This is a genomic window from Paenibacillus camelliae (genome assembly GCF_023715345.1).
Lineage (GTDB): Bacteria > Bacillota > Bacilli > Paenibacillales > Paenibacillaceae > Pristimantibacillus > Pristimantibacillus camelliae.
In genome coordinates, this window is the sequence record NZ_JAMBNY010000001.1 from 501,659 (window position 1) to 524,800 (window position 23,142).

Genomic DNA, 23,142 nt, shown 5'->3' on the forward strand with positions numbered 1-23,142 from the left:
ACGAGCACCGATCAAATGATTTGACGCAATAATTAAGGGATTACTACAGCAGTTTACTCGTATTAAAACAGCGAGGGCTGGATGAAAGTCATATCCAATGACTTTCATCCAGCCCTCAAATCAGTAATGATATTAGCGGATAGTAGATACGATTCGATCAATCATCGCATAGGAATTGTTTGCAGCAGTCACAACGAATTCCGTATACGTGACTTCTGCGGATCCATCTGCCTTATCCGACATCGAACGAATTATTAGAAAGGGAATATCATTCGCTGCACAGACCTGTGCAACGGCTGCCCCCTCCATCTCGGCGCACGCCCCTCCGAACTGCTCATATAGTTCTTTAACCTTATCAACACTAGCAATAAATTGGTCACCAGATACGATTCGGCCAATTAGCGTACGATTAGGAAACAGCTCATCTCCTGCAGATTTGGCAAGCTTCATTAATGACTCATCTGCTGGAAAATCAGAGATGTCCTGAAAAGGAATCATCCCTTTTGCAAAGCCCAATGGTGTTACGTCAATATCGTGCTGCATCGCGCTGCTCGATATAACAATGTCTCCTACGTTCAAGCTAGGATCTAATGCGCCCGCAACACCTGTGAATAGGACACAATCGACATCAAAGGATAGCAGCACCTGCGTGCACATTGCTGCATTGACCTTGCCTACTCCTGATTTACAATAAACAACGTCAACACCATGCAAGCTCCCTTCATAGTAAGTAACGCTTGCTATGTGCTTCTCTTTAATATTTTGAACATTTTGATGAAGCAATTCAATTTCTTCTGTCATTGCTCCAATAATACCGATACGGTTAAAGCCCATTATTGCTTTCCTCCTACAGATTGACGCACGACAAGCTCGTGAGGCAGCACTACTTGGGCTTGATCAACATTTTCCTTTTTCATCAGCTTTGTCAGTAGACGCATGGATACCGCACCAATATCATACATTGGCTGCGCAACCGTTGTAAGCTGAGGACGAACCATTGAAGCCATTCGGCTATTATCTACACTAATTACAGAAATATCGTTAGGCACTTGCAGTCCGCGGTCAAGGATGGCATGAATTGCCCCGATCGCCATTTCATCCGTTGCAGAGAACACTGCCGTTGGACGCTTGTCTAGATCAAGGAAATAGCGCATTGCGTCTGCCCCAGATTCATAGCGATAATTACCGATACGTACTAACGATTCATCGTATGTAATCCCTGCTTCATCTAATGCTTTTTTGTAGCCGCTAAAACGAGCAAACCCATTGGATGGATCCTCTAACGTGCCACTAATCATCGCAATCGACGTATGCCCTTCCTTAATCAAAGCTTGAACGGCATCATAAGCAGCAGCTTCATGATCGATATCTACGGAAGCTAGATTGCCAGTATCCTCTGATGTTGCACATAGGACGATAGGAACATTCGCAGTACGGAATGCTTGCTGATGATCCTCCGTAACCGCCCCGCCCATAAATAGCAAGCCATCAACCTGCTTCTCAAGAAGTGTGTTAATAACACGAATTTCCTTTTCCTTCTTCTTATCTGCATTACACAAAATAATATTGTAATGGTACATATTCGCAATATCTTCAATACCGCGAGCAACCTCTGCAAAGATCGCATTTGAAATATCAGGTATAACAACACCTACTGTTGTTGTTTTCTTGCTGGCAAGACCACGTGCAACAGCATTTGGTCGGTAGCCTAGACGCTCTATTGCTTCAAATACCTTTTTACGTGTAGCAGGCTTCACGTTAGGATTATTGTTCACTACGCGAGATACCGTGGCCATCGACACTCCTGCTTCTCTTGCTACATCATATATTGTTACCGTCACGTGCACTCTCTCCATTTACTATAAAATAATTGATACGTTCGACACATATTGGAATTATAATACTGTAAAATAACATTTTTCGCAATGTTTCTACGTTACCAAGCGTATTTTAAGCTATAAAATCCGCGTTATGTATACGAAACTTCATCAATATTTCATTTGCGCGCCGATTTGAAGCAGTCGTTTGCGAATAGATTCCAGCCAGACCTCATCCTTCAAATTTTGAGCAAGCAAATACAAATCAAGCAAGTCGTTGGTTCGCTGCTCAATCATTTGCTCCAGTTTATATTGTGCGGATTGAGCTGTTTTTTGAGCTAGCTTATATTCTACTAATATATTTGCCCACTCATTGCACTCGTTAAACAAGTAGCTCTGTTTTTCTGGACGAGCTCCCAGCTCTTGTATGAGTCCAGACAAATCTGCCTTAACCTCTGGAATTACCTCACTATGACTGCAAATCGCACATGTATAGATAGGAACGTTATCGATTTCGACCTTACCTGAAAAAATAACTGTCCTTAATTTCAAACTCATCAATTCTCCACAATTACACATCTTTTGCATGAGAATCCACTCCCTCACACGTTCTAACAACATCATGAATATATTCTTGTCATGTTGTAAGGGATTCGACATTTTTTGATTCATTTCCTGCTAGTCTTCATAACTAAATTTTTTCCAAATGCTTTGAACGAAAGATAGCTTTGACAACAACACCCATAGAGTCGCACCGATGCAGTCATTGCGGATATCGTATAGATCCATCATTCTTCCACCTACAAAATATTGGTGAATCTCATCTGTAACGCCATAAAACGTACAGACACATACGATGATAAGCTTGGTCGACCACCTGGATGCTTTAGAGCCAAATCCATAATCCACCGTCATAGCCAAAATAAAATAACTTACATAATGTCCCCAATTAAAATCTTCGATGAACGGGAAATATTTCTGGATAAATGGCAGCACGGTATTGATTTCATCACCCGTGCGGGATGACATAAAAAAAATAACGCCCATCCATACGATTGCCGGCAGCCATCGCAGTTTTTTCTGCCATTGCTTTCTATTTTCAACAAAAGTCTTGCTCGTCATTTTATGATTCATTTGCCTCTACCTTTCAGCTTCGATACAATGGACTAAGTCCACTTTACAAGGAGGGGTTAAGATGACATTAACAAATAAAACAGTCATTTGCTTATTAGATGATGAATTTGAGGATTTAGAGCTATGGTATCCGGTATACCGAACGCGTGAAGCAGGTGCCACCGTATTATTCGCTGGTCCGAAAAAGGGCGCTACACATATCGGTAAATATGGAGTACCTGCAGTCGCTGATCTATCCTTTGACGAACTTGACGCTAGCCAAATTGACGGATTGCTCGTACCGGGAGGCTGGGCACCAGATAAGCTAAGAAGATATCCTCAAGTGCTTGATCTTGTCAGACAGCTCAACGATGCTAACAAGCCAATTGGGCAAATCTGCCACGCTGGCTGGGTACTGATCTCTGCAAAAATTTTGCAGGGCAGAACCGTGACCTCAACACCAGGGATCCGTGATGATATGGAGAATGCAGGTGCAGTATGGCTAGATGAAGCAGTCGTCGTCGATGGAAATTTAATTTCAGCACGCCGCCCGCCAGATCTTCCACCCTATGCGCTTGCCTTCGTACAAGCACTAGAACAGCGAATGGGTTAACCATTCGCTGTTAGATCGTATATTTCCATATATTGATCAAGAGTCGCCTTAATTTCCTCTGTTGTTCCACATTCAAGCACTTCGGCAAAGATCTCCTTGCATTCCTCTTGCGATGCATAGATTAATCTAGATTTTAGTGGCAATATCGAATGCGCAGACATACTTAACGAATCTACTCCTAAGCTTAGCCATATAGGCAAAGCACGGATGTCGCCTGCTAGCTCCCCACACACACCGACTGGTAAATGATTGCGCTTCGCAGCCTCAACAATTAGGCTCAACATCTTGATTACTGCTGGATGATACGGTTCATACATCTGAGAGATGCGCTCATTCATACGATCGACAGCAAGTGTAAATTGAATAAGATCATTCGTACCGATGCTGAAAAAGTCAACTTCCTTCGCAAGCGCATCAGCAATCATCACTGCCGCTGGCACCTCAATCATACAGCCCACAGGGATCTGCTCATCGAACATAACGCCTTCCTCACGCAGCTCTTGCTTCGCTTCCTCAAGCGCAGCCTTTGCCGCTCTAACCTCATTAACCGATGTAATAAATGGAAACATGATTTTAATCTGGCCATGAATACTTGCGCGTAGAATCGCACGAAGCTGTGTCTTAAATAGCTGCTTTTGATCAAGCGAGATGCGAATGGCCCGATAGCCCATAAACGGGTTCTGCTCTTCATCAATCTCATAATAATCAAGATGCTTGTCTCCACCGATATCAAGGGTCCGAATAACAACAGAATGCTCCCGCAGCTTTTCAGCAACAGTGGAATAAACAGAATACTGCTCATCCTCCGTAGGGAATTGCATCCGGTCCATATATAAAAACTCGGTTCGGAACAATCCGACTCCTTGTGCTCCTCCTCTCAAAGCTATCTCGAGCTCCTTCAAGGAGCTGATATTCGCTTCAAGTCGAACGAACTTGCCATCAGCGGTTACAGAGCGGTAGCCTGCCAGATGCTGCAGCATCTCCTTGGCCTCTCGCTGCTGCTCCTGTAGCTGTCTATAAAGCTCTACAATATGCTCTGTTGGCTCAATGTAGATTGAACCATCACTTCCATCTATGATTACGCTTTGACCCGTTACAAGCGATTCTGTAAGCTTTCCTTCAACACCCACGATGAGTGGAATACCAAGCGCTCTAGCCATAATAGCAGAATGAGAGGTCGTACTTCCTGTAAGCGTGACGATGCCAAGTACGTTCTCAGGATTAAGATGGGCTAGCTGAGAAGGAGAAACCTCCTTCGCAATCAAGATAAAAGGCTGATTATCGCTAGGAAGCTGAATTTCCGGTACACCGAGCAAATGCTTAAGAAGTCGATTGCCGACATCACGAATATCGAGCGCTCGCTCCTTCATATACTCATCCTCCAGCAAATCGAACATCGTCACAAAGTGATCAACCGCTTCTTTCACTGCTACCTCAGCTGCCTTGTATTGGCGCTGGATGATGCCTTGAATCTCGTTCATAAAGATCGGATCATCCAAAATAGCGAGATGTGCATCAAAGATTTGAGTTTCCTCGAGCCCTACCGTATCCTTGAGCTCATCTTTGATTTGATTAATCTCATCCTTGGAGGTTCTTATGCCTTCATATACTCTCTCAAACTCTCTCGCAAAATCTGCAACATCGATACGCTGCTCTGGAACCTCCAGCTCCCAGTTTGGGAGTACAAAAGCTTTTCCAATCGCAATGCCTGATGACGCGCCAATTCCTTGAATCATCATACTTCCCCCTCGTTCTTGCTATCCTCTATAACGACCGACATAATGGAGGACTGGCCCTTTTTCACTGCCATAAACGGAGCGTAGCGCCATGCCTTAACTCGGTCTGAGTTTGTAATAACCATTGGTGTAGCAAGAGACTTACTATCTTTCTTTACTTTATGCAAATTAAAACGAATTAACAGCTGACCAGGCTCAACTTCTTCGCCTTCTTTGACAACAGCTGTGAAATAATCTTTTCCAACAAGCTTGGACGTATCAATACCGATATGCAGCAGTACCTCAAGTCCTTCCTCCGTCAAGAGACCTATCGCATGCATCGTTGGATATATATGCATGACCTTCCCTTTAACAGGCGATACAAGCTCGCCTCGATCAGGAATAAAAGCAACACCATTTCCGACAAGCTGCGCCGAAAAGATAGGATCTGGAACTTCAGACAGCGGAATCATTTTCCCTTGCATCGGGGAATGGAATGAAAGCTGCTGCTGATCCCGATGCATGGTCTTTAACATTTCCTCCCGAATCAGCTCAGAATATGTGCCGAATACGACCTGAACATGTCCACCACCTAGGCGAATGACGCCTGCTGCACCCAAATTGCGAAGTGCATTAATGTCCATACTCTTCTCGGAATTAACCTTCAGTCTAAGCCTAGTTATGCAGGATTCCATTTGCACAATATTATTTTTTCCGCCGATCGCTTGCAAAATTAACGGTGCGCGGTATGGGATATCTCCTGCCCACTCGTCCAGCTGTGAGCCTTCCTCCCGCCCTGGCGTTGGAATTTGAAAGCGTCGTATAGCCCAGCGGAATAAAAAGTAGTACACGATCCCTGTCACGATACCTATCGGAATAATAAGCCAGCCCTTCGTGGCAAGGTGCATGTTGATCAAATAATCAATTGCGCCTGCTGAGAATGAAAAACCATGTAGAATGCCTAGCTCGCTCGTTATCCACATGATGATGCCAGATAGTAGGGCATGTACAACATAGAGATAAGGAGCTACGAATAAGAAGGCAAATTCTACTGGCTCGGTAACCCCCGTCAAAAAGGAGGATAAAGCAGCAAGCGTAAACGTTCTTCTTATTTTGGGCTTTAAGTCCTCACGTGCCTCATGAATAATAGCAATTGCAATCGCTGGCAATGCAAACATCATTGTCGGGTATAGTCCTGCCATGTATACACCCGCGGATGGATCTCCAGCAAAAAACCGCGGCAAGTCACCATATACCATGTAGCCTTGCTCGGTTTCATAGCCTCCGACTTGAAACCAAAACAGGTGACTAACAAGATGATGAAGCCCGAATATAACAAGAATGCGATGAATAAAGCCGTACAAGAACACCCCAAATCCGCCTGCTAATGAGACGACCTCACCTAGCTCGATAAGCAGCCATTCTAGATGCTCTGATAAATTTACAATAAACAAGGAAAACAGCAAAGTAATAAAGCTGACAAAAAGAGGTACGAAACGCGGCCCTCCGAAAAACTGTATATATTCTGGGAGACGTAGATCCTTAAATCGTAAATGGGACACACCTGCTAATATACCAATTAAGGTTCCAATAAGCACAGTTGGTTCTGTCCCTGGTGCATATTGCGTCGTAATACCTGTATAGATAAACATTCCGACTAATGCTGCCATTCCAGCAGCCAGTCCTGAGCTCGTTAAGCCTAGCGCGATTCCAATCGCAAATATATATGGTAGATATTGAAAGATTGCGTCCGATGCAATCTGCAAATAAGTAGTCATGCCTGGCAAGCCGATATGTTCCCACGGAAGCTGAGCCAAGCTTTGAAATACAGCTGCAGCAGGCAATATGATCATAGGCAGCATTACTGCCCGTCCAAGCTGCTGCATTTTCCCAATAAACGCCATCACTATCCCCCGTTCCGATGACTTAAGCGACGAACATGTTAAGCCTATGTAAACCCTATAACGATGTTAAAGCTATTCGTATTATTTGTCAAAACAAGCTTAACGCGAAGAAGCTGCTATTCTTTTGCTTTACAAAAGAATAGCAGCTCCATCATTTACATATAGCCTAGCATAACTCGTTTTTTATGCTTGCTTGCCGGTAGGTAATAGGATTGAATCCTCTACTTTAATACAACGATCCATGACAACCGTCATGCCCGCTGCTTCGGCAATATGTGCCGCTTCTTCGGAGAATATACCAAGCTGCAGCCATAATGCCTTTGCTCCAATCTTCACAGCTTCCTCTGCAACCTCTGGTGTATACTCACTTCTTCTGAATACATTAACGAGATCAACGGGGAAAGGAATATCTGATAACGAAGGGTAGCATGTCTCATCTAAAATTTCAGTCGCATTCGGATTAACGGGGATGATCCGATAGCCCTTTTTTTTCATCGCTTCCGACACCATATAAGACACTCGTTCGCGATTGTCGGACAATCCAACTACAGCAATCGTTTTCGTTTGCTGCAGCAGCTCTTTCAGCTGTTCACGGCTTGGATTACTAAAAGACATTTTTCTTCACCTCTTGTCATAGTATATTCGATTGTTGGATACATATGTAAGAAGGCCTATCCTTTAATTAGGATAAGCCCTCTTAGCTGTTTGTTGCAATATGCTCATTAGCCGATTAAGCTTCCACCCATTCGACCTTTGCACCAAGTGCTTGCAAATGCTCAAAGTAATTAGGATAGGATTTGGCTACATGGTGTGCATCCTTTATACGAATCGGTTCAGCTGAGCGCAAGCCTACGATCGTTAAAGCCATAATAACGCGATGATCGTAATGTGCATTAATTTCCACACCGCCAGGCAGCCCTTCCGGACGACCATGGACAATGATTTCAGCTTGACGCTCTTCCACATTTGCACCGGCTTTGCGCAGCTCATTCAAATAGTCAGTAATTCTGTCACATTCTTTGTAGCGCAAGTTTTCTACATTGTAAAAGCGAGATGTGCCTTCTGCAAATACAGCAGCTGCAACCATGGCAAGTACAGCATCTGTTGCGTGATCGCCATCGAATTCTACCGCTTTTAGCTTGCTATTGCCCTGAACATGAACGATGTTGTTTTCATGCGTTAGTGGTACCTGCATCATTTTCAAAACATCTACAATTGCACGTTCACCCTGCTTACTATTTTCCATTAATCGATGTACAATAACATTAGAGTTTGTTACTGCCGCTGCAGCTAAAATTGCCGCAGATCCAGGATAATCTCCTTGAACGGTATATTCACGTGCCTGATAGGATTGATTGCCCGGAACAGTAAAACGCATGTAATCTTCGCTGGCATGAATAACAATGCCCGCTTGCTCCAGCACTTCTAGCGTTTGACCGATCACAACTTTTGATTTGAGATCATGCAACACTTCAATTTCACTATCTTCTTCAAGCAGTGGGGTTAGGAATAATAGAGCACTTAAAAATTGCGAGCTAATATTTCCAGAGACTTTAATGTGACCACCACGAGGCTTTCCGCCTTTAATTCGAATAGGAAGCTTGCCTTCATTATGCTCGATTTCTACACCCATCGAAGTCAACGAATCAATTAAATCCATATGCGGACGCTTACCTAACGACTCCGGATAACGGTTAATAAACGTCACATCTGGACATAAAGAAGCTATTGCCATTAAAAAACGAAGAACTGCGCCTGCGTTACCAACATCTAGTTCCTTTATATCCTTCGGATTGCGGCCAAAGCCGGTAATAACGATTTTCTCATCATCCTCTTCTAGAGTAGCACCTAGATCGCGGATGCAGCGACGCATCGCGTCACTATCTTCACTATGAGCGGGATAATATATCGTGCTCTTGCCTTCAGCTAAAGCTGCAACAAGCAAATAACGCGTCGTATAGTTTTTCGAAGATAATGCTCCGATCTCACCTTGAAGTTTCGGAGTTGGGGTTACAATAACATCCATGTCTAAATCTCCTTTTCTAATCTATCTTGATTGGCTTTTATGCCAAGCATTAGCTATTTCATTTACGATTTGTGAGATGGATTGATCAGATGTATCGATCGTTAGATGTGCAAAATCGTATGCGTTTGCGCGTGCTTCAAGCAATGTATGCACTCGCTCTGCTACATCACCTTGTAATAGCGGACGGCCGCGATCGTTGGAAACACGAGAAATAATAACATCTGCACTTGCACTTAACTGGATAACAAGGCCACTTGCGAGCATGAGCTCTCGATTGACCGCCTTAAGCACAGCTCCTCCGCCAGTAGCAATAATCGCTGGATGCGGCAGCTCTAACAGCTGCTTAAGTACGTTAGTTTCGATTGTACGGAAGCCATCTTCACCTTCCTGTACGAATATATCAGGAATTACACGACCATCCGAAGCGACAATTTCTTTGTCAACATCGAGGTTTGGCAGCTGAAGCGCTTCAGCTAATGCTTCAGCAACACTTGACTTACCAGTACCCATAAAGCCAATTAAAATAATTTTGTTAAAATCACTCATGCTATCATCCTTTACCAATGCTCATCTTGTCTATCATAACACTTTAGCCCTGTGAAGGGTAGATGTATGTTGATAAAAGACAAACTTTCAACTCAAGGAGGAACAACCATGAAAGAACAAACCATCCGTATCTTTCAAGATCAAACGAAACAAAAAATTAATCAAATTCTTGATCCAACCTATCCCTTGTCACGCGATGATGTTGTCTGGATGCTCGGCTATATAACAAAAAAAGTGGCTGATGCAGACCCAGCTGTACTGGGACTGTCTCAGCCACGATTAATTAAAAATTTCCACGCCTATGCTGAAGCAGCAATGGCGTTGATTCACCGCCGTTCAAGCAGTGAACAAGAAGCCGAGCGGTTACGCGAATGGCTTCGCGAAGCGGTGCACGGACTTCAAACCGATTAAATTAGGACATCCAGTTGAAGTGGAACGAACCTTCTTTATCCACACGTTTAAACGTATGAGCACCGAAGTAATCACGTTGCGCTTGCAGCAGGTTAGCTGGCAGACGCTCAGAACGGTAGCTGTCGAAGTATGATAGTGCACTAGAGAACGCTGGCACTGGAACACCGTATTTAACAGCGATCGCAATAACTTCACGCCATGCTGCTTGATAGGATTCCACAATGTTTTTGAAGTATTCGTCAAGCAGAAGGTTACGAAGGTTAGGATCACGATCGTAAGCATCTTTAATATTTTGAAGGAAGCGTGCACGAATGATGCAGCCGCCGCGGAAGATCATAGCGATGTCACCGTAACGAAGATCCCAGCCGTATTCTTCAGATGCTGCGCGCATTTGAGCAAAGCCTTGTGCATAAGAGCAAATTTTACTTGCATAAAGCGCCTTACGGATTGCCTCGATGAACTCAGCTTTGTCGCCAGTGAATGCTGGACGCTCTGGTCCGCTAAGCACTTTGCTTGCAGCTACGCGTTCTTCCTTCATAGCAGACAAGAAGCGTGTAAATACAGACTCAGTGATGATGGACAATGGAACACCTAGGTCTAGTGAGCTTTGGCTCGTCCATTTTCCTGTTCCTTTTTGGCCAGCAGAGTCAAGGATAACGTCAACCATTGGCTTGCCAGTTTCAGGATCGTATTTAGAGAAGATATCACGAGTGATTTCAATTAGGTAGCTATCAAGCTCACCTTTATTCCACTCTGTGAAAATTTCATGAAGCTCTTCAGTTGATACGTTAAGTACATTTTTCAATAGGTCATACGCTTCACAAATAAGCTGCATATCACCATATTCAATTCCGTTATGAACCATTTTTACATAGTGTCCAGCACCATCTGGTCCAATATATGTGCAGCAAGCATCGTCGCCAACTTTTGCAGAGATTGCAGTTAGAATTGGCTCAACAAGCTCATAAGCTGATTTTTGTCCTCCTGGCATGATGGAAGGACCTTTTAGTGCGCCTTCTTCTCCGCCGGATACGCCCGTACCGATAAAACGGAATCCTTTTTCTTCAAGTTCTTTGCTACGACGCTGAGTATCAGGGAAGTATGCATTACCACCATCGATGATGATGTCACCTTCAGAAAGATGTGGAATTAGGGAGTTAATTGTCGCATCTGTACCCGCGCCTGCTTGTACCATAATTAAAATTTTGCGAGGAACTTCTAGTGATTGAACGAACTCTTCGATCGTATACGTAGGTACAAGATTTTTGCCTTGGCCTGAAATTTCTGCCATAAGCTCATCTGTTTTTTCTTTGGAGCGGTTAAATACTGATACAGTAAATCCACGGCTTTCAATATTAAGAGCTAGGTTACGGCCCATAACAGCCATGCCGATAACGCCAATTTGTTGTTTTGACATTTGGTTTATTCCATCCTTCTTCTTTATTTTTTTGCAATAGCTCTATTTTACTCCTTTTACTACAATAAGAAAACAGTTATCCGTGAATTTGTGATGAATTTCTCATCATAATTATCAATGAGACAGCTAAGTTATGTTTATAGTGTCCAAACATAGAACAAAAAAAACGAGGGTTAGCCCTCGTTTTTGTATATTTTCTATAATTTGATAGTTACATTTCCAGCTGCAACATTTCAAGTCTTAGTGTCTGCAGCTTCTTCGTGATTTGCTCGATTTGGTCTTCATTTTTCTCCAGAATGGCTTCATGCAAATTGCTTAGCTCGTAATCCAACTCCATGCGCAGTACACCGATTCTTTCCTCGGCCCGCTTCGACTGAAAAGCTTGAATCATGTCTTCAAAGGTAACAAAAGGCTTTTTCTGATAAATAATGCGATGCTCCATACCAGACACCTCCACCAATCGAATAATTTCACCAAACATAATGTTTTCAATGACGATTTGGCGATCCTTGATTCTTTTAACTACAGCATGACCACGTGAATCATTAATTAGCTTTTCAAGCAGCTCGGATAATCGTTCATCCTTTATAATGTAATCCCCAACTATACGGTAGCGCTGATTCACCTTTTCGAAGTGAAGCTTCACTAGCTTTCGCCCCGTTCGGATAGAAACAAGAAACTTACCATCTGTCTCACTCCAATATAGAGAGTAACCCTCCTGAATAAGCTCCCGTATTAGATTTTGGATTTGCCGCCGCTCGAAACGAAGCTCAAGGTTGCAATATTCTACTTCATAGTTTCTATTCACGGCAATCCCCCCTAATTTGACTGCTCAGCAAATCGCCTAAATGTTCTGACTATTTGCTGTTACCATTATCTTATACTTCATCTTATGTATTGGCAACTTGGTTTATTGACTATTTTTATCCGTTAAAGCATTTCCTAATCGTATTTACTATAACTTCTTTAGAAACTAATGATAATTTAAACGGTACAGCCTTCTATTATCCCTAACGAGACATGCGCTTATTTATATGTTATAATAATTATTAAATGATAAGACTTCTCAATAATTAAAACAATCTTGAAAGGACGCATGCTATGACAACAACTACAACTACTGGCTTTTCACCGAAAGATTTTGAAGTATTTCATATTCCTGGTCTTGAAGAACGCATGTCAGGCATTATTGAGCATATTAGACCAAAATTTCAGCGTATTGGCGAGCAGTTAGCTGCTGACATTAGTCCAGCTGTTGGCAACGAAATGTATCTTCATATCGCTAAGCATGCTCGGCGCACAGTAAATCCTCCAAACGATACTTGGCTTGCGCTATGTGCTTCAAAGCGTGGTTATAAAGCTCATCCTCATTTTCAGCTAGGACTTTTTGATGATCATTTATTCGTTTGGCTCGCTTTAATCTATGAAGTACCTGGAAAGCGCAATATTGCTGCTTCCTTCCTCAATGATTTAGATGAATTTATCGCTCAAATTCCAGAGCAGTACGTCGTCTCTGTCGATCATATGAAAAAGGAAGCTACTCGAGCTTCGGAGCTTGATACTGAGGGCTGGGAAAAATTATTGACAAGATTCCGTGATGTAGGTAAAGCAGAGCTTCTCATCGGTCAGCATCTAAAACCAAACGACCCGATCGTGCAGGATGAACAGTTGCTCATCGAGTTTGCAGCTAGCACCTATCATCAGCTTATGCCTTTATACAAGAAAGCATGTCTTGCTTATGCTTAATACGAATGAAAAGACTCACCTCATGCCACTTAGCTGCTAGGCATGAGGTGAGTCTTTTTTAATTGATGTGTATCCTCTATTGCTCTACAAGCTTATTCGCATTACGATCTGCTTGCTTATAGTAATAAACGAGCAGCAGTGCCAGTAGGCTCAGTACGCCAGCTACAGCGTAAGGCAGTGTAATGGAGAATGAGAACAGAAACGCTCCAATTAGTGGGCCTGCAATCCTTCCTAGGCTATCCATCGAATTGCTTAAACCTGATGCTACTCCAACGCTTACACGTGTCTTCAATGTAATTAATGACGTAATACACGGTCTTGTAATCGCATTACCAATTCCGAATACAACGATCGAGATCGTCGCCCAAGTAAAGCTATGTGCGCCAAGCAGCATAAAAAATCCTATGGCTGATATAATCAGTCCTGCAACGATAAACTTAGGCTCTTGTCCAGGCTTCACATAACGACGGATGACTCCGCCTTGTATAACGGCTCCGGCAAGTCCTGAATATAAGAACATAAGTCCAACTTGACCAGGAGTAACATCAAATCGCTCAATACCAAACAGCTGCAGTGTTGCTTCGATGAATGCGAGCGTAAAGGTAACGAAAAATGCAAGCACGTATAAATATTTGGACACACCCTCAAATGCCTTCCATCGTGACACTCTCGGCTCGTCCTTAGATACTCGTGCGTCGGTATCCTTTAAGATTGTAATCGCAAGCAGTGTAGTTAAAAGCGAAAGTGCTGCAGCTACGAAGAAAGGCGTTTGATAAGAGATCACACTTAGCATCCCACCAATAGCAGGGCCAATCATAAAGCCAAAGCCAATGGAGATCCCTACGAAGGCCATTCCTTTCGTACGCGTTTCAGCCGTTGTAATATCAGCTACATAAGCGACGATAACCGAGGTTACAGCACCTGAGAATAATCCTCCTAGCGCACGGGCCACATACATCAGTACAAGATTGCCGGCCACTAAGCCAAACATTAGAAAGCTAATACTGAAGCCGATTAAGCCCACAATTATTATTTTACGTCTGCCGATTCGATCAGACCATCCTCCCCAAACTGGAGATAGAATAAATGAAACTAACGAATAGATCGCAAGAATCGCACCATTATGTATTTCTGCATTGCTGGATGCTGTCTCTAATATGATCTCTGGCATAACTGGTATAATAATTCCAAATCCGATAAATGTAATCATTAGAATTGCCATGACGACAAGCATACGTTTATCCATATTTCTATATCCCTCCATCTTATAATCGTAACATAATCGCTCTGCTCTTAACTATGAACATTTCGTCACAACTTTTATCTTCAGTGCAGCTAGCTGTTATTTTTTGTTTTGAAATATATTGCATATCCTTTTGTTTTTGTTATACTCTATATGTTTGTACATCTGAAGAAAGGCAGGGATGTAAACGATGGATCATCATCGTACACCGCTCTTTACCGCGCTAACGAAACATGCAGCGCAGAACCCAGTACAGTTTCATATTCCGGGACATAAAAAAGGATTAGGGAGCGATCCCGAATTTCGTTCTTTTATTGGCGAAAATGCCCTGTCCATTGACTTAATTAACATTGCACCACTTGATGATCTACACCAGCCTACTGGAGTGATAGAAGAAGCTCAGCAGCTAGCTGCAGACGCATTCGGAGCTGATTACACCTATTTCTCCGTTCAAGGCACAAGCGGAGCAATTATGACGATGATCTTATCGGTATGCGCGCCTGGGGATAAAATTATTATTCCGCGCAATATTCATAAATCCGTGCTGTCTGCTATTATATTCGCCGGTGCTCGCCCAGTTTTTATTTCACCAGCTCAAGACAGTAAGCTTGGCATTGATCATGGGATTACGACTCGTTCGGTACGACGTGCGTTAGAGCGACATCCAGACGCAAAGGCTGTGCTTGTCATCAACCCAACCTATTTCGGCATTTGTGCCAATTTGAAGGAAATCGTTGAACTTGTTCACAGCTACCATATTCCCGTTCTTGTCGACGAGGCACATGGTGTGCTTATTCACTTCAATAAAAAGCTTCCAATGTCAGCTATGGAGGCTGGAGCAGATATGGCAGCTACAAGCGTGCATAAGCTTGGCGGTTCTATGACTCAAAGCTCCGTATTGAATGTGAAAAAAGGACTTATTAATCCACAGCGTGTGCAAACGATATTAAGCATGCTGACGACAACATCAACCTCCTATTTGCTGCTCGCTTCATTAGACACCTCTAGAAGACAGCTAGCGCTTTATGGTGAGAAAATTGCAGAACAAGCCATCGAGCTAGCTAATCAAGCACGTGAAGCGATTAACCAAATTCCAGGACTATACTGCTTCGGAGAAGAGATTCTAGGTGATGAAGCAACGTATGATTATGACCCTACAAAGGTGACGATACACGTTCGCCATCTAGGCATTACCGGTTATGATACAGAAAATTGGCTACGCGAGCATTTCAACCTTGAGATTGAGATGAGCGATATGTATAACATATTGTGCCTAGTTACACCAGGTGATAACTCAGAGTCAGTACAGAAGCTCATTATTGCCTTAAAAACATTATCTGAAACGTACTATGAAGGCGCAGAGGCTCGAGAGCTTGTCGTTAAAATTCCAGAGATTCCTCAGCTATCACTTACTCCTCGTGACGCTTTCTATGCAGAAACCGAGGTCATCCCATTCAAGGAATCGGCTGGACGTATTATTGCAGAGTTTATTTATGTGTATCCACCAGGCATTCCAATCTTACTGCCAGGTGAAGTTATTTCACAAAACAACATCGATTATATCATCGAGCATGTAGAGGTCGGCCTGCCAGTAAAGGGTCCTGAGGACCGCACAATCGAGCATGTTAAGGTGATCGTAGAGGAAACAGCGATCTTCTAGCAGCCCTCCTCCAATGTAATAGGAGTCCCTTCAGAGTGTATATAATCTGAAGGGACTCCTTTTTTATACATACCTCGATTTCCAATCTTCACCACATGCTGATCAGTTCTCAACTCTCCCCTAGCTTCCCTAATACAACACAACAATTATAACTAAAAAAATCCCGCTACAAATGCAGCGGGATACAGTGAGAATATTGATTTATCCTAAGATTAGAATACTGGAACCAGTGCTCCTTCATAGGTTTCCTCGATGAATTGCTTTACTTCTTCTGAAGTAAGAGCCTTAACAAGTTTTTGAATCGCCTCAGCGTCCTTATTATCTGGACGAGTTACAACGATATTTGTGTACGGCGAATCTTTATCCTCGATAAACAGTGCATCATTCATTGGATTCAATTGTGCTTCCAATGCGAAGTTCGTATTGATCAGCGCAAAATCAACCTCTTCCAATTGACGTGGAAGCATTGCTGCATCTAACTCAATAATGTCTAGATTTTTCGTATTCTCCGTAATATCTTTTTTCGTTGCAGTAATTCCTGCTTCTGGATTCAACTTAATGAAGCCTTGACTCTCAAGCAGCAACAACGCGCGTCCACCATTTGTTGGGTCATTCGGGATCGCAACTTTAGCGCCATCCTCGATTTCCTCTACAGATGTATATTTTTTAGAATAAGCGCCGAATGGCTCTACATGAATACCTGCTACAGCAACTAGCTCAAAGCCGTTTTGTGCATTTTGCTCATCAAGATAAGGCTGGTGCTGGAAGTAGTTTGCATCAAGCTGTTTTTCTTGCAGCTGAATGTTCGGTTGAACATAATCTGTAAACTCTTTTACCTCTAATTCGATGCCTTCCTCTTCAAGTGCTGGAGCTACAAACTTAAGAATATCAGCATGCGGTACTGTCGCACCAACAACAAGCTTTTCAAGCTGTGCAGGTGCTTCAGCTCCATTAGAGCCCGTTTCCTTATTTGTTGAGTTTGCCGAGTTGTTAGCTGCATCGTTTCCGTTTCCGCAAGCTGCTAAAACGAATACTAACGCTAAAGTAAGTACAGACAAAGACCATTTTTTCATACAGTTACCCCTCCAAAAAATCTTTTTTGTAAATAAGGCTTGATCTATATATATATTTCCTTATTTCCTCGAAAAATAAATCACTAGTCGGTCGCCAACCATTTGTAGTATTTGCACTAAAATGATCATAAACACAACGGAAATGAGCATAATCTCGGATTCATACCGATAGTAGCCATATCGAATTGCCAAGTCACCCAGCCCGCCGCCGCCAACCATACCTGACATTGCAGTATAGGAAACTAACGTAACGACTGTAATCGTCATACCGGCAATAAGACCTGGCAGTGATTCTGGTAGCAGAACTTTACGAATGACCTGCATCGTGGAAGCTCCCATTGCATAAGAGGCTTCAATGACGCCTTTGTCCACCTCTCGTAAAGACGTTTCTACGAGTCTTGCAAAAAACGGCGCAGCTGCAATAACAAGGGGCGGAATTGTCCCTTCTACGCCAGTAGATACTCCCATAATCATGCGAGTGAAAGGAATGAGAGCCAGAATCAATATAATAAAAGGAACGGAGCGGATGATGTTTACAACGAGTGACAATACTCTGTATATGGCTTGCAGCACGATGGAATTGGACTTTGAGAAAACAAATAGTATGATTCCAAGCGGCAGCCCGATAATAAACGTAAACAACGTTGCAAATCCCATCATTTGCAGGGTGTCTATTGTCGCTCCTCCCATTTCATTCCAATCGATTGAAGAGAAATCCATTATTCCATCACCTCCACATCAAGGTCATGCTCCTGCAGCTTTTGAATCGTTTGCTGAACCGCATCCTCTGTACCTTCAAGCGCAACGATCAGTTTACCATAAGGAGTATCCTTAATCGTTGAGATTGCCCCCTGTAAAATAGCAAAGTCTACACCGGTTTCTCTAACCACCTGTGATAGTGTCGACTCATAGGTTTTTGAACCTAAATACGTAATTTGAACGAGTCTTGTCCACTTCTGACCTGTCCGGTATACTGCATGCTCTCCGCTAAACGAATCACGATTGACAAATTCCTTCGTAATGAAATGCTTTGGCTTTAAGAATACCTCTGTAACGGGTCCTTCCTCAACGATGCCCCCAGCGTGAATAACAGCAACACGGTCACATATGCTTTGAATCACATGCATCTCATGTGTAATGAGCATAATCGTAAGGTTAAACTTTTTATTAATGTCTAGAAGCAAGCTAAGAATAGAATCAGTTGTTTGAGGATCCAGTGCAGAGGTTGCCTCGTCACATAGCAGCACGTCCGGATCACTGGCAAGCGCCCTTGCAATACCTACCCGCTGCTTTTGCCCACCAGATAGTTGTGCTGGATATTTATTACGATGCTCCTCAAGGCCAACTAAGCTTAGCAGTTCTTCTACTTTGCTTTTTATTTCAGCTTTTCCAGCTCCTCTTATCGTTAGCGGAAACGCAATATTGTCATATACAGTAGCAGAGGACAGTAGATTAAAGTGCTGAAAGATCATCCCTATCTTTCCTCTGTGCTGCTGCAGCTCTTTTTTTCCTAACCGCGTAAGCTCAACCCCGCCAACCCAAACCTCGCCAGATGTAGGTCGTTCAAGCAGATTAATGCATCTGATCAACGTACTTTTTCCTGCTCCCGAATGACCAATTACACCAAAAATCTCGCCCTTTTCCACAGTCAAATTTAGCCCAGAAAGTGCTGTAGTTTGATTTTTCTTTTTACCATAAACTTTTTTAATATTTTTTAGCTGAATCAAAGGTCTCCCCCCTACTTGCTTGAGGCTATTTTCGTTAACCAATTATTTTATATATATTAAGTCCGTTATATTCATTTATATCCGACTATTCCCATTTGCTTTATTGCAATAACATTACTATACAATAAAATTGTTCTGTTGTCTCTCACATTTTTTCACAAATTTCGAGACGATTCAACGGAAACTTTATGAAATATTCATGAAAACGAGATAGACGCACAAAAAAACGGCCATGCATCAGTATGCACAGCCGCATAGTACATTGTTACTCACCGTTTTCGCTACGAGCAATTTCTTCGTAGATCGCTTGAACACGATCCCATTCCTCATCATCTTCAATACCAACAAGGAATGTTTCCTCTTCTTCTTCCTCGATTCGGAAAATAACACCATCGCGCTCAGGATCTTGACGATCAAGCAGTACAGCATACAATTGATCCTCTGATTCAAAGGTGTATACCATCACCATTTCACGCTCTTCGCCTTCATCATCGGCTATTATAAAGACATGCTCCTCATGCTCATGGTCATGGTCATGTCCGCATCCACAGTCTGGTCCGTGTTCATGTTCACTCACAGTCGTACCCTCATTTCACTAGAAATTTTGATTATGTAAACCATTCTATCCTAACAGAATGTGTGAACACGGTCAAATGAATTTAAGTGGAGGATATGATCTTCTCCGATGTAACGACCCACTCATCGCTAAATTCAGTTTGCATATAACAGCGAATGACATAATTACCGGAGGAACTAAAGCGATAGCTCGTCTCATCAGTAACGAACCAATAATTGTCTCTTTCCTTATCGACAGCAATTTTTTGAATGAGCGTTTCCTTGCCGCTTGGATCAACAATCGCAAATTTTACTGAATTCAGCTTGAATTGTACATTATCTACTTGAGCAAAGATTTTTATTTTCCCGCTAAAGCCTTTTGATACTTCACCAAATGTAGTTTCCGCACCATTGCTGCTATTGTATACAAACATATGGACATTTGGATCATAGATCACTGCGGTTTTGCTGTTAGAGTTCCACTCAACGATTGCATTAAGTGATTCTCCAACTTTTCGCAGCGGTAAATACGTTGTATTTTCAAAGAGCACACCCACTTCGCCAATATTGATACCATTCACTAAAACCTTAATTTTCTGACTGGATGCATTTGCGAATATAATGGTTGAGCTCCATATCATCACTACGCAAACGAGCAGCAATAACTTTTTACCTTTCATGGTCTAACAACCTCCAGTATATGAGCTTCTAAATCGTTAGACTATATTCATATAAAAAAGTTGCGGTTAATGAAAGAAATTTAACGTTGAAAAATTTTACATTAATCATAATTACGCTACAATTTGTAATAATAACTACAATTCATGTTGAATATCCGCTATACTTCCGCTAAAATGCTAGCTATGGAAATATATTGTTCCAAATTTGACCAATTAGCTTCATATTTTGTGATGTACATTACTGAAGTTTTGATCATAAACGACTATCTTTATAGATGAATGTCATGTGAGGAGGCATCTGCTTGAAAATTACGATGATTGGTACGGGAAATGCTTTTGCAAAAGCCTACTTTAATAACAATGCACTCCTTGAATTGGATAATATGAAACTTTTAATCGACTGTGGTATTACCTTGCCACATGCTTTATATCAATCAGGGAGAACATTTGCAGAGTTAGATGGTGTTCTAATTAGCCATATTCACGCAGATCATATAGGCGGACTTGAAGAGCTCGCTTATCAGATGATGTATACTTACGCAAAAAAGCCTACCCTTTATATTGCCGAAACATTAATTGAACCACTATGGAACCACTCCTTACGTGGTGGCCTTGTACAAGGGGAGCTCGATCACATTGAATGCTTCTTCAATGTCGTTCCACTTCAGCCAAACACAGATATCCAGCTTGCAGAGGATTTAAAGATTAAGCTGCTGAAGACAGATCATATTAAAAACAAAGACAGCTACTCATTTATTATAAATGATACTTTCTTCTATTCTGCAGACATGACTTTTAATCCAAAGCTGCTAGAGGAACTACACCAGGCTGGTGTACAAACCTTCTATCATGATTGCCAGCTTGAAGGGCCGGGCCATGTTCATACAACCTTAAAAGAGCTGCTTACTCTTCCACTGGAACTTCAGCGGAAAATCAAGCTCATGCATTATGGCGACACAATAGGGAACTATATCGGTAAGACGGGTGCAATGGAAATTGTAGAGCAAGGCAAACCGTCAATTATCGAATAGGAGGGAGCTAATCTTATGCAGCACGAGGTTGTCGCGGTAAGAAGAAACAGTGAAGGAGATATTATTGAATTCAAGTTTTCCTCTGGAGAAGTTGTTGATTATCTACAAGCGCAGGAAATGGTGAAAAACGGAGAGATTAAAAACTTGCAGCTATTTAAGGGACGAGACCATGAGCAGCATATTCGGTCCATCCCTGACGATACCCCTGATAATAATCTCGATCAATTACCAACCTTTTAAATGAAAAAGGTAGGATGGGTGCATTTTATAACCCCATCCTACCTTTTCTTATTTCGTATGCTGGTTTATTAGCTCTTTACGCATATTCCAAACCTTATCGCTAAGCACAACATCATATTTTTCAGGATTTAACTTGCGCAGCGTCTCAGGCCAAAATAGATCCAACTGTGAACGGTGATAGTCAGCTATTTCCTTTACAGTTGGCAATTCATAAATGAGCTGTCCATTAACGAAAATCGGTGCAAGGATTGCCTGCACGCTGTAATTCTCCACTTTGCGTCTGATGTAGGGATGTGCAGGATCATATAGCATAAGCGGCTCTGCGCTACCCTCGAGCAGCTCATCATGCAGTACTATATAATCAGCCTCTGCCTTACCTGTTTCATTGCTTATAATCCGGTAAACATTTTTCTTACCAGGAGTCGTAATTTTCTCCGGATTACCTGATATTTTAATGACAGGCTCATACTCACCTTCATTCTCTTTGGCAACAAGCTTATAGACTCCACCTAAAGCGGGGTTATCAGCCGCTGTTATAAGCTTTGTACCTATCCCCCAGCTATCAATACGCGCACCCTGCGCCTTAAGCTCCACGATAATGTTTTCATCCAAATCATTAGATGCAACAATCTTCACATCCTCTAATCCCGCCTGATCTAGCATCGTACGTGCACGCTTGGACAAATAAGCAAGGTCACCGCTGTCCAGACGTATCGCCTTCATGCGTTTACCTTTCTCAGCTAATTTCTTCGCTGTTTCAATCGCATGTGGTACCCCATCACGAAGGGTATCGTACGTATCAACGAGCAGCGTTACATCATCAGGCAAAGCCTCAGCGTAACGATCAAACGCCTCCTGCTCACTATTATGAATTTGCACCCATGCATGGGCATGCGTTCCTTTGGCTGGGATATCAAACAACATTGCTGCCCGCATGTTACTCGTTGCATGGAAGCCTACGATACAAGCCGCTCTAGCTCCCCATATCGCTGCATCAGCCTCCTGAGCACGCCTACTTCCAAACTCCATTAGAATGTCATTCGGAGCCACCTGCTTAATTCTTGCTGCCTTTGTAGCAATGAGCGTTTGAAAATTCACGAAATTCAATAACGCAGTCTCAATAATTTGAGCTTCAAATATAGTAGCTTCGACCCGGATGATCGGTTCATTCGGAAAAACTAATGTCCCTTCGATCGCAGCATATAAATCACCGTGAAATTTGAATTGGCGCAGCTCCTCTAGAAATGCCAGATCATAATTTTCCTCTTGCTTTGCTAAAAACGCAATATCTTCATCGCTAAATCGTAAATTCTCGAGATAGCGAACAACTCGCTCTAACCCAGCAGCAACGGCAAAGCCATTGCCAAATGGCAGCTTGCGAAAATATACATCAAATACTGTTTTTTGATGATGCGTATGATGCTTCCAATGCGCGTACATCATATTAATTTGATATTTATCTGTATGCAGCATCAAATGCTGTTCTGTCATCACTTACACCTGCTCCTTCTTACAACCTTAGTCGCTGTAGATATATGTATGGTAATGGTTTTATTATGAAGTTTTTTTGTAAGATGTCAAATAAAACGAAAAGAAGATAGGATTCAATCCTACCTTCTTTTCGT

At 42.5% G+C, this 23,142-nt stretch carries 24 protein-coding genes; 6 read left to right on the forward strand and 18 right to left on the reverse strand.

Going from position 1 to position 23,142, the window contains the following annotated elements:
- Positions 1 to 132: 132 nt before the first annotated feature.
- The 4 genes from M3180_RS02350 to M3180_RS02365 form a co-directional block, all read right to left on the reverse strand.
- The gene (locus tag M3180_RS02350) at positions 133 to 834 is read right to left on the reverse strand and encodes a 5'-methylthioadenosine/adenosylhomocysteine nucleosidase (RefSeq protein ID WP_251665616.1); all 702 of its coding nucleotides are present in this window, start codon (positions 832 to 834) and stop codon (positions 133 to 135) included.
- A complete protein-coding gene (gene ccpA / locus M3180_RS02355; RefSeq protein WP_251665617.1) occupies positions 834 to 1,841 on the reverse strand; it encodes a catabolite control protein A in 1,008 nt (335 codons plus the stop codon). Before ccpA ends, M3180_RS02350 begins: the two co-directional genes overlap by 1 nt.
- 147 nt (positions 1,842 to 1,988) lie before the next feature.
- Complete coding sequence (locus tag M3180_RS02360; protein ID WP_251665618.1) at positions 1,989 to 2,375, reverse strand: hypothetical protein; 387 nt, start codon at positions 2,373 to 2,375, stop codon at positions 1,989 to 1,991.
- Between the two features lie 120 nt (positions 2,376 to 2,495).
- The gene (locus M3180_RS02365; protein WP_251665619.1) at positions 2,496 to 2,951 is read right to left on the reverse strand and encodes a VanZ family protein; all 456 of its coding nucleotides are present in this window, start codon (positions 2,949 to 2,951) and stop codon (positions 2,496 to 2,498) included.
- A 61-nt stretch (positions 2,952 to 3,012) separates the two neighbouring features.
- Here M3180_RS02365 and M3180_RS02370 point away from each other — a divergent pair, with 61 nt between their 5' ends.
- Positions 3,013 to 3,543, forward strand: a complete 531-nt coding sequence (locus M3180_RS02370) for a type 1 glutamine amidotransferase domain-containing protein (RefSeq protein ID WP_251665620.1) — start codon at positions 3,013 to 3,015, stop codon at positions 3,541 to 3,543.
- On the opposite strand, the gene ptsP is transcribed toward M3180_RS02370, so the two are convergent.
- From ptsP to M3180_RS02395, 5 genes are all read right to left on the reverse strand, one after another.
- On the reverse strand, positions 3,540 to 5,279 hold the full coding sequence (gene ptsP / locus M3180_RS02375; protein WP_251666339.1) for a phosphoenolpyruvate--protein phosphotransferase: 1,740 nt from the start codon (positions 5,277 to 5,279) through the stop codon (positions 3,540 to 3,542). The two genes, M3180_RS02370 and ptsP, sit on opposite strands and share 4 nt — an antisense overlap.
- Entirely contained in the window at positions 5,279 to 7,162 is a 1,884-nt protein-coding gene (locus M3180_RS02380) for a glucose PTS transporter subunit IIA (protein WP_251665621.1), read from the reverse strand. The genes ptsP and M3180_RS02380 overlap by 1 nt, the downstream gene beginning before the upstream one ends.
- Positions 7,163 to 7,345: 183 nt before the next feature.
- On the reverse strand, positions 7,346 to 7,777 hold the full coding sequence (locus tag M3180_RS02385) for a CoA-binding protein (RefSeq protein ID WP_251665622.1): 432 nt from the start codon (positions 7,775 to 7,777) through the stop codon (positions 7,346 to 7,348).
- Positions 7,778 to 7,892: 115 nt separating this feature from the next.
- Entirely contained in the window at positions 7,893 to 9,188 is a 1,296-nt protein-coding gene (gene aroA / locus M3180_RS02390) for a 3-phosphoshikimate 1-carboxyvinyltransferase (protein ID WP_251665623.1), read from the reverse strand.
- A gap of 21 nt (positions 9,189 to 9,209) precedes the next feature.
- Entirely contained in the window at positions 9,210 to 9,734 is a 525-nt protein-coding gene (locus tag M3180_RS02395; RefSeq protein WP_251665624.1) for a shikimate kinase, read from the reverse strand.
- 108 nt (positions 9,735 to 9,842) lie between these two features.
- Between M3180_RS02395 and M3180_RS02400 the strand changes: the two genes are divergently transcribed.
- Complete coding sequence (locus M3180_RS02400) at positions 9,843 to 10,145, forward strand: hypothetical protein (protein ID WP_251665625.1); 303 nt, start codon at positions 9,843 to 9,845, stop codon at positions 10,143 to 10,145.
- 1 nt (position 10,146) lies between these two features.
- Here M3180_RS02400 and gnd read toward each other — a convergent pair whose 3' ends face one another.
- Positions 10,147 to 11,562, reverse strand: a complete 1,416-nt coding sequence (gnd, locus tag M3180_RS02405; RefSeq protein WP_251665626.1) for an NADP-dependent phosphogluconate dehydrogenase — start codon at positions 11,560 to 11,562, stop codon at positions 10,147 to 10,149.
- 211 nt (positions 11,563 to 11,773) lie between these two features.
- Positions 11,774 to 12,370: a YkzI domain-containing protein gene (locus M3180_RS02410; RefSeq protein WP_251665627.1), complete on the reverse strand. Its 597-nt coding sequence runs from the start codon at positions 12,368 to 12,370 to the stop codon at positions 11,774 to 11,776.
- A gap of 293 nt (positions 12,371 to 12,663) precedes the next feature.
- Here M3180_RS02410 and M3180_RS02415 point away from each other — a divergent pair, with 293 nt between their 5' ends.
- Positions 12,664 to 13,308: a YktB family protein gene (locus M3180_RS02415; RefSeq protein ID WP_251665628.1), complete on the forward strand. Its 645-nt coding sequence runs from the start codon at positions 12,664 to 12,666 to the stop codon at positions 13,306 to 13,308.
- A gap of 76 nt (positions 13,309 to 13,384) precedes the next feature.
- Here the strand turns inward: M3180_RS02415 and M3180_RS02420 are convergent, their stop codons facing one another.
- Positions 13,385 to 14,554 (reverse strand): MFS transporter, encoded by a 1,170-nt coding sequence (locus M3180_RS02420; RefSeq protein WP_251665629.1) that lies wholly within the window; start codon positions 14,552 to 14,554, stop codon positions 13,385 to 13,387.
- A gap of 187 nt (positions 14,555 to 14,741) precedes the next feature.
- Here M3180_RS02420 and M3180_RS02425 point away from each other — a divergent pair, with 187 nt between their 5' ends.
- On the forward strand, positions 14,742 to 16,211 hold the full coding sequence (locus tag M3180_RS02425; RefSeq protein WP_251665630.1) for an aminotransferase class I/II-fold pyridoxal phosphate-dependent enzyme: 1,470 nt from the start codon (positions 14,742 to 14,744) through the stop codon (positions 16,209 to 16,211).
- A 212-nt stretch (positions 16,212 to 16,423) separates the two neighbouring features.
- Here the strand turns inward: M3180_RS02425 and M3180_RS02430 are convergent, their stop codons facing one another.
- From M3180_RS02430 to M3180_RS02450, 5 genes are all read right to left on the reverse strand, one after another.
- Positions 16,424 to 17,284 carry a MetQ/NlpA family ABC transporter substrate-binding protein gene (locus M3180_RS02430; RefSeq protein WP_251665631.1) on the reverse strand — a complete coding sequence of 287 codons (861 nt, stop codon included), beginning with the start codon at positions 17,282 to 17,284 and terminating at the stop codon, positions 16,424 to 16,426.
- 60 nt (positions 17,285 to 17,344) lie between these two features.
- Entirely contained in the window at positions 17,345 to 18,004 is a 660-nt protein-coding gene (locus M3180_RS02435) for a methionine ABC transporter permease (RefSeq protein WP_251665632.1), read from the reverse strand.
- Positions 18,004 to 19,011 (reverse strand): methionine ABC transporter ATP-binding protein, encoded by a 1,008-nt coding sequence (locus M3180_RS02440; RefSeq protein WP_251665633.1) that lies wholly within the window; start codon positions 19,009 to 19,011, stop codon positions 18,004 to 18,006. The genes M3180_RS02435 and M3180_RS02440 overlap by 1 nt, the downstream gene beginning before the upstream one ends.
- 265 nt (positions 19,012 to 19,276) lie before the next feature.
- Positions 19,277 to 19,588 (reverse strand): DUF1292 domain-containing protein, encoded by a 312-nt coding sequence (locus M3180_RS02445; RefSeq protein ID WP_251665634.1) that lies wholly within the window; start codon positions 19,586 to 19,588, stop codon positions 19,277 to 19,279.
- A gap of 82 nt (positions 19,589 to 19,670) precedes the next feature.
- Entirely contained in the window at positions 19,671 to 20,246 is a 576-nt protein-coding gene (locus M3180_RS02450) for a stalk domain-containing protein (RefSeq protein ID WP_251665635.1), read from the reverse strand.
- Positions 20,247 to 20,542: 296 nt separating this feature from the next.
- On the opposite strand from M3180_RS02450, the gene M3180_RS02455 reads away from it, so the two are divergent.
- Both M3180_RS02455 and M3180_RS02460 read left to right on the forward strand, forming a co-directional pair.
- Positions 20,543 to 21,277, forward strand: a complete 735-nt coding sequence (locus tag M3180_RS02455; protein WP_251666340.1) for an MBL fold metallo-hydrolase — start codon at positions 20,543 to 20,545, stop codon at positions 21,275 to 21,277.
- A gap of 15 nt (positions 21,278 to 21,292) precedes the next feature.
- On the forward strand, positions 21,293 to 21,517 hold the full coding sequence (locus tag M3180_RS02460) for a DUF3892 domain-containing protein (protein WP_251665636.1): 225 nt from the start codon (positions 21,293 to 21,295) through the stop codon (positions 21,515 to 21,517).
- Positions 21,518 to 21,565: 48 nt separating this feature from the next.
- Here the strand turns inward: M3180_RS02460 and M3180_RS02465 are convergent, their stop codons facing one another.
- A complete protein-coding gene (locus M3180_RS02465; protein WP_251666341.1) occupies positions 21,566 to 23,008 on the reverse strand; it encodes a nicotinate phosphoribosyltransferase in 1,443 nt (480 codons plus the stop codon).
- Positions 23,009 to 23,142: the final 134 nt, after the last annotated feature.

What these genes read in the sequence shown, in the direction of transcription:
- M3180_RS02350 (WP_251665616.1), bottom strand. Translation starts at nt 834, where the DNA reads ATGGGCTTTAACCGTATCGGTATTATTGGAGCAATGACAGAAGAAATT.
- M3180_RS02360 (WP_251665618.1), bottom strand. Translation starts at nt 2,375, where the DNA reads ATGAGTTTGAAATTAAGGACAGTTATTTTTTCAGGTAAGGTCGAAATC.
- M3180_RS02365 (WP_251665619.1), bottom strand. Translation starts at nt 2,951, where the DNA reads ATGAATCATAAAATGACGAGCAAGACTTTTGTTGAAAATAGAAAGCAA.
- M3180_RS02370 (WP_251665620.1), top strand. Translation starts at nt 3,013, where the DNA reads ATGACATTAACAAATAAAACAGTCATTTGCTTATTAGATGATGAATTT.
- ptsP (WP_251666339.1), bottom strand. Translation starts at nt 5,279, where the DNA reads ATGATTCAAGGAATTGGCGCGTCATCAGGCATTGCGATTGGAAAAGCT.
- M3180_RS02380 (WP_251665621.1), bottom strand. Translation starts at nt 7,162, where the DNA reads ATGGCGTTTATTGGGAAAATGCAGCAGCTTGGACGGGCAGTAATGCTG.
- M3180_RS02385 (WP_251665622.1), bottom strand. Translation starts at nt 7,777, where the DNA reads ATGTCTTTTAGTAATCCAAGCCGTGAACAGCTGAAAGAGCTGCTGCAG.
- aroA (WP_251665623.1), bottom strand. Translation starts at nt 9,188, where the DNA reads ATGGATGTTATTGTAACCCCAACTCCGAAACTTCAAGGTGAGATCGGA.
- M3180_RS02395 (WP_251665624.1), bottom strand. Translation starts at nt 9,734, where the DNA reads ATGAGTGATTTTAACAAAATTATTTTAATTGGCTTTATGGGTACTGGT.
- M3180_RS02400 (WP_251665625.1), top strand. Translation starts at nt 9,843, where the DNA reads ATGAAAGAACAAACCATCCGTATCTTTCAAGATCAAACGAAACAAAAA.
- gnd (WP_251665626.1), bottom strand. Translation starts at nt 11,562, where the DNA reads ATGTCAAAACAACAAATTGGCGTTATCGGCATGGCTGTTATGGGCCGT.
- M3180_RS02415 (WP_251665628.1), top strand. Translation starts at nt 12,664, where the DNA reads ATGACAACAACTACAACTACTGGCTTTTCACCGAAAGATTTTGAAGTA.
- M3180_RS02420 (WP_251665629.1), bottom strand. Translation starts at nt 14,554, where the DNA reads ATGGATAAACGTATGCTTGTCGTCATGGCAATTCTAATGATTACATTT.
- M3180_RS02425 (WP_251665630.1), top strand. Translation starts at nt 14,742, where the DNA reads ATGGATCATCATCGTACACCGCTCTTTACCGCGCTAACGAAACATGCA.
- M3180_RS02430 (WP_251665631.1), bottom strand. Translation starts at nt 17,284, where the DNA reads ATGAAAAAATGGTCTTTGTCTGTACTTACTTTAGCGTTAGTATTCGTT.
- M3180_RS02435 (WP_251665632.1), bottom strand. Translation starts at nt 18,004, where the DNA reads ATGGATTTCTCTTCAATCGATTGGAATGAAATGGGAGGAGCGACAATA.
- M3180_RS02450 (WP_251665635.1), bottom strand. Translation starts at nt 20,246, where the DNA reads ATGAAAGGTAAAAAGTTATTGCTGCTCGTTTGCGTAGTGATGATATGG.
- M3180_RS02460 (WP_251665636.1), top strand. Translation starts at nt 21,293, where the DNA reads ATGCAGCACGAGGTTGTCGCGGTAAGAAGAAACAGTGAAGGAGATATT.
- M3180_RS02465 (WP_251666341.1), bottom strand. Translation starts at nt 23,008, where the DNA reads ATGACAGAACAGCATTTGATGCTGCATACAGATAAATATCAAATTAAT.